The following is a 3,615-nucleotide window of genomic DNA, read 5'->3' as shown; positions in this document are numbered from 1 at the left end:
GGGCGACCACGGCTGCGAGTACATGACCGGGGGCACGGCCCTCCCGGCCCGCAGGCGGCGCAGCACCAGTGACCACAGCAGTGCCGAATCACAGCGGGACTCCATCGACAGCAGGTCGCCGGGCGACAGATCCCCCGTGAGTCCGGCCGGTGCGCGGGACCAGTCGGGGACGGCGCCGTTGTGGCTGAACAGCCACCGCCCGTCCCGGTACGGCGCCGCCGCCGACTCGTCCTGGGTGGTGCCCGGTGTGGCCGAGCGGACCGCCGCCAGCACCGCGCCACTGCGCACGGTGCGGACCAGGTCGGGCAGGTTGCCGTCGGCCCACACCGGTACCGCGCGTCGGTAGCGGGCGGGCGGTGTCCCGTCATCCGGGTACCAGCCGATGCCGAAACCGTCGGCGTTGACGGTGCCGTACCGCTGTCTGCGAGGGGCCCAGGACTGGGTGTAGAGGCCCCCGGGCGGGTCGACCAGCAGCTCGCGCAGACTCAGCGGAGGGCCCAGATAGGCCAGGTGGCGGCACATCTACCGGCCTCCGTTCTCCGCGGGGGCGGCATCCCGGGCGGTGCGGAAACCGCAGAAGATCTGCCGCCGGACGGGGAGGTCCCAGTTGCGGAAGGTGCCGCGGCAGGCGACCGGGTGCGCGGCGAAGGAGCCACCGCGCAGCACCTTGTACCCGGCAGATCCACCCGGGCCGCCGGGGAAGAACACCGCGGAGTACTCCCGGTAGGGGAAGGCGGCGAAGCCGGGGTAGCCGGTGAAGTCGGAGGATGTCCACTCCCACACGTCGCCGAGCAGCTGCCGCGCCCCGCACGGCGCGGCCCCCGAGGGATACGCACCGGCCGGAGCGGGCCGCAGATGCCACTGGCCGAGATTGGCCAGCTCGGGGGTCGGCTCGGCATCCCCCCAGGGATGACGCAGCGAACGGCCGGTGGCCGGATCGTGGCGGGCGGCCTTCTCCCACTCGGCCTCGGTGGGCAGCCGGCGGCCCGCCCAACGGGCGTACGCGTCGGCCTCGTACCAGCACACGTGCATCACGGGCTCGTCGGGCGGCACCGGTTCGGTGCGGCCGAAGCGGCGGCGCAGCCAGACGCCGTCGCGGCGTTCCCAGAACAGCGGGGCGGACAGCCCCGCCTCCCGCCGGTACGTCCAGCCCTCCAAAGTCCACCAGCGGGGGTCGTCGTATCCGCCGTCGTCGATGAACTCCTGGTACGCGCCGCAGGTGACCGGGACGGTGTCCAGATAGAAGGCGGGCACGTCCACGGTGTGACCGGGCCGTTCGTTGTCCAGCGCCCAGGGATCGGCGGAGGTGCCCATGGTGAACGTGCCGCCGGGCACCAGTACCTCGCGCGGCAGGTCCGCGCCGCTGGCGGGAGCCGCCGGCGGCGCGGGGGCGTCGAGTACCGCGGGGCCCCGGCGCAGCTGGTGGGTGGCCAGCATCGTCTCGCAGTGCTGCTGCTCGTGCTGGGCGGTCATGCCGAAGACGAAGGCGTTCTCCAGCAGGGGCGAGCCCTCCAACGGGGACTCGGCCAGTACCCCCAGCACCCGCTCGCGCACCTCGGCGATGTAGCGCCGGGCCTCCGGCGGGCGCAGCAGGGGCAGCGCCGGGCGGTCGGCGCGGGGGTTGCGGAAGGCGTCGTAGAGCGGATCGAGGTCGGCGCGTAGCGGCTCCCGGCCGCCGACCGCGCGCAGCAGCCAGATCTCCTCCTGGTTGCCCACATGGGTCAGGTCCCAGACCAGCGGGGACATCAGGGGTGAATGCTGGGCCATCAGCTCCTCGTCGTCGAGGCAGTCGGTCAGGGCCAGTGTCCTGCGCCGCGCGGCCCCGAGTGCCTCCAGTGCCCGGGCCCGCACGTCGGTCCCGGGCGGGGAGGCGGCCTGGGCGGGGGCGGCGGTCGCCGTGGCGCCGGCGGGGCCGCCGTGGTCGTGTTTCATTTCGTCTCCTTCCGGTGTGCGGCCGCCGTGTTCCGGCGGACGGTGTCCAGCAGGTCGTCGGCGGGGCAGCGGTCGCGGTCCGCGTAGCGCTCGGCGAAGCGTTCCACGGCGTCGCGTACCCCGGCGGACACCCGGGCCCGGGCCAGGGCGGCCTCGGCGGCGGTGAAACAGGCCCGTACGGCCTTGCCCAGTTCCGGGGCGGCGGGGCCGAGCCGGGCCGCGCGCAGCCACACGGCCGTGGCGGGCGGTTCCCCGGGCGGGGCGAGGGACTCGGTGGCCGCGAGCGCGGCGTCGGCGGCGATGGGATCGTCCAGCAGGGCGGTGGCGACCGCGGTCGGTACGATCCAGCCGTCGCCGGGCTGGGCGTCGATCATCCGCAGTTCCAGCCAGCCACGCGGTCGGACGGGCGGGAACAGCGTGCTGAGGTGGTAGTCCAGGTCCCCGGTGGTGGGAGGCCGTTCCCCGCGCGGACCACGCAGCCAGGAGCGGAAGCTCAGCCCCGGCGGCGCCGTCCAGTCGGTACCGGAGCGGCGCAGGCACATCAGCTCCGCGTCCAGCGCGTAGCGGGCCCAGGCCGTACGGGGATCGCCGCCGCGTGGTGTGCGGGTGCGACCCGGGTCGAGGCGTGCCCAGACCGCCTGCCTGGTCGAGCGCCAGCCCGAGGGGCGACCCCGCCAGAACGGGGAGTTGGCGAAGGCCGCCACCAGCACCGGGCCGAGGCGGTGTGCCAGCTCCCAGCGGAGGCGGAAGCCCGAGGTGTCCGCGGTGTCGTCACCGGAGTCCAGGGACACCTGGACCGACGCGGTCCCGCACATCATCACCCGGCCCCACGGGCCCGAACGGGCGAAGAAGGACTCCATCGCCCGGTACCGGGGATGGTCCAGCACCCGGCCGAGCGGGCGGATGTCGTCCACACCGCGGCCGACGAGCCGCAGTCCGGACGACTCCACGGTCTGCCGCAGGACGTCCAGATCGGCCGCCACGGCCGTCAGACACTCGTTCAGGGAGTCGGCCGGGGCGGAGCTGAGTTCGAGCTGCCCGCCCGGCTCGTGGGTCAGCGCGCTCCCGCCCGGCAGGCCGCCGGGCGGCTCCAGCGGGGCCACGGCGCCGGTGAGGCGCTCGGCCGACAGGGCGCGTCGCGGGTCGTCCCGGTCGTGTACCAGCCACTCCAGTTCCACGCCGACGCGGCGGGGAGGACCGGTCCTGAAGCATCGCTCCGCGATCCGCGCCTCGGCGGCGTCCTCGGTCAGCCGTCCGCTCCCGCCGCTTTCGTCCGGTTCTCCGTACGCCATGGGGTCCTGCCTCCTCGGATGCGGCCGGTGCCGCGCGCAATAACCCTGCCGGTGCCGTCGGGGACGTCCGCCTTGCAAGGACGGGCAGACGGCTGTGGCGTGGCCGTCTGCTCGCTGTCCGCCCGTACCCGCGAGCGCGGTCCGGTAAGCCACGGCATTAGGTTGGGCTGCGAATACACAACGAATACGGACGGAGACCTCTCCGGAGGCGGCCCACAGGGTAAATTCCAGCCCATGCCACGAGGACGCCACCGCCATGCGCCGCCCCTTCACCGGATGCTCGCGCCGTCCGCCGTGGTGGCCGCCGCGCTCGTCAGCGCGGCGGTCTCATGGCTGGTCGGCGACGTGGGCGATCCGGAGGCGTTGACACTGCGCCTCCTGGCCGCGGGGC

The 3,615-nt window shown here is 74.5% G+C and carries 3 protein-coding genes; all 3 read right to left on the bottom strand.

Translation table 11 applies throughout. From position 1 onward, the window contains the following. The coding region (locus LJ221_RS13100) for a class II glutamine amidotransferase (protein ID WP_241716563.1) at positions 1–522 on the bottom strand (522 nt) is incomplete at its 3' end. After that, the gene (egtB, locus tag LJ221_RS13095; RefSeq protein WP_241716561.1) at positions 523–1,932 is read right to left on the bottom strand and encodes an ergothioneine biosynthesis protein EgtB; all 1,410 of its coding nucleotides are present in this window, start codon (positions 1,930–1,932) and stop codon (positions 523–525) included. Beyond that, positions 1,929–3,224, bottom strand: coding sequence for an ergothioneine biosynthesis glutamate--cysteine ligase EgtA (egtA, locus tag LJ221_RS13090; protein ID WP_241716559.1), 1,296 nt, complete (start codon positions 3,222–3,224; stop codon positions 1,929–1,931). Before egtA ends, egtB begins: the two co-directional genes overlap by 4 nt. Between the last annotated feature and the right edge of the window lie 391 nt (positions 3,225–3,615).

The organism is Streptomyces sp. CNQ085 (assembly GCF_022614595.1).
In the GTDB taxonomy this organism is placed as follows: domain Bacteria; phylum Actinomycetota; class Actinomycetes; order Streptomycetales; family Streptomycetaceae; genus Streptomyces.
This window is presented reverse-complemented; position numbering and strand designations above follow the sequence as displayed.

What these genes read in the sequence shown, in the direction of transcription:
- egtB (WP_241716561.1), bottom strand. Translation starts at nt 1,932, where the DNA reads ATGAAACACGACCACGGCGGCCCCGCCGGCGCCACGGCGACCGCCGCC.
- egtA (WP_241716559.1), bottom strand. Translation starts at nt 3,224, where the DNA reads ATGGCGTACGGAGAACCGGACGAAAGCGGCGGGAGCGGACGGCTGACC.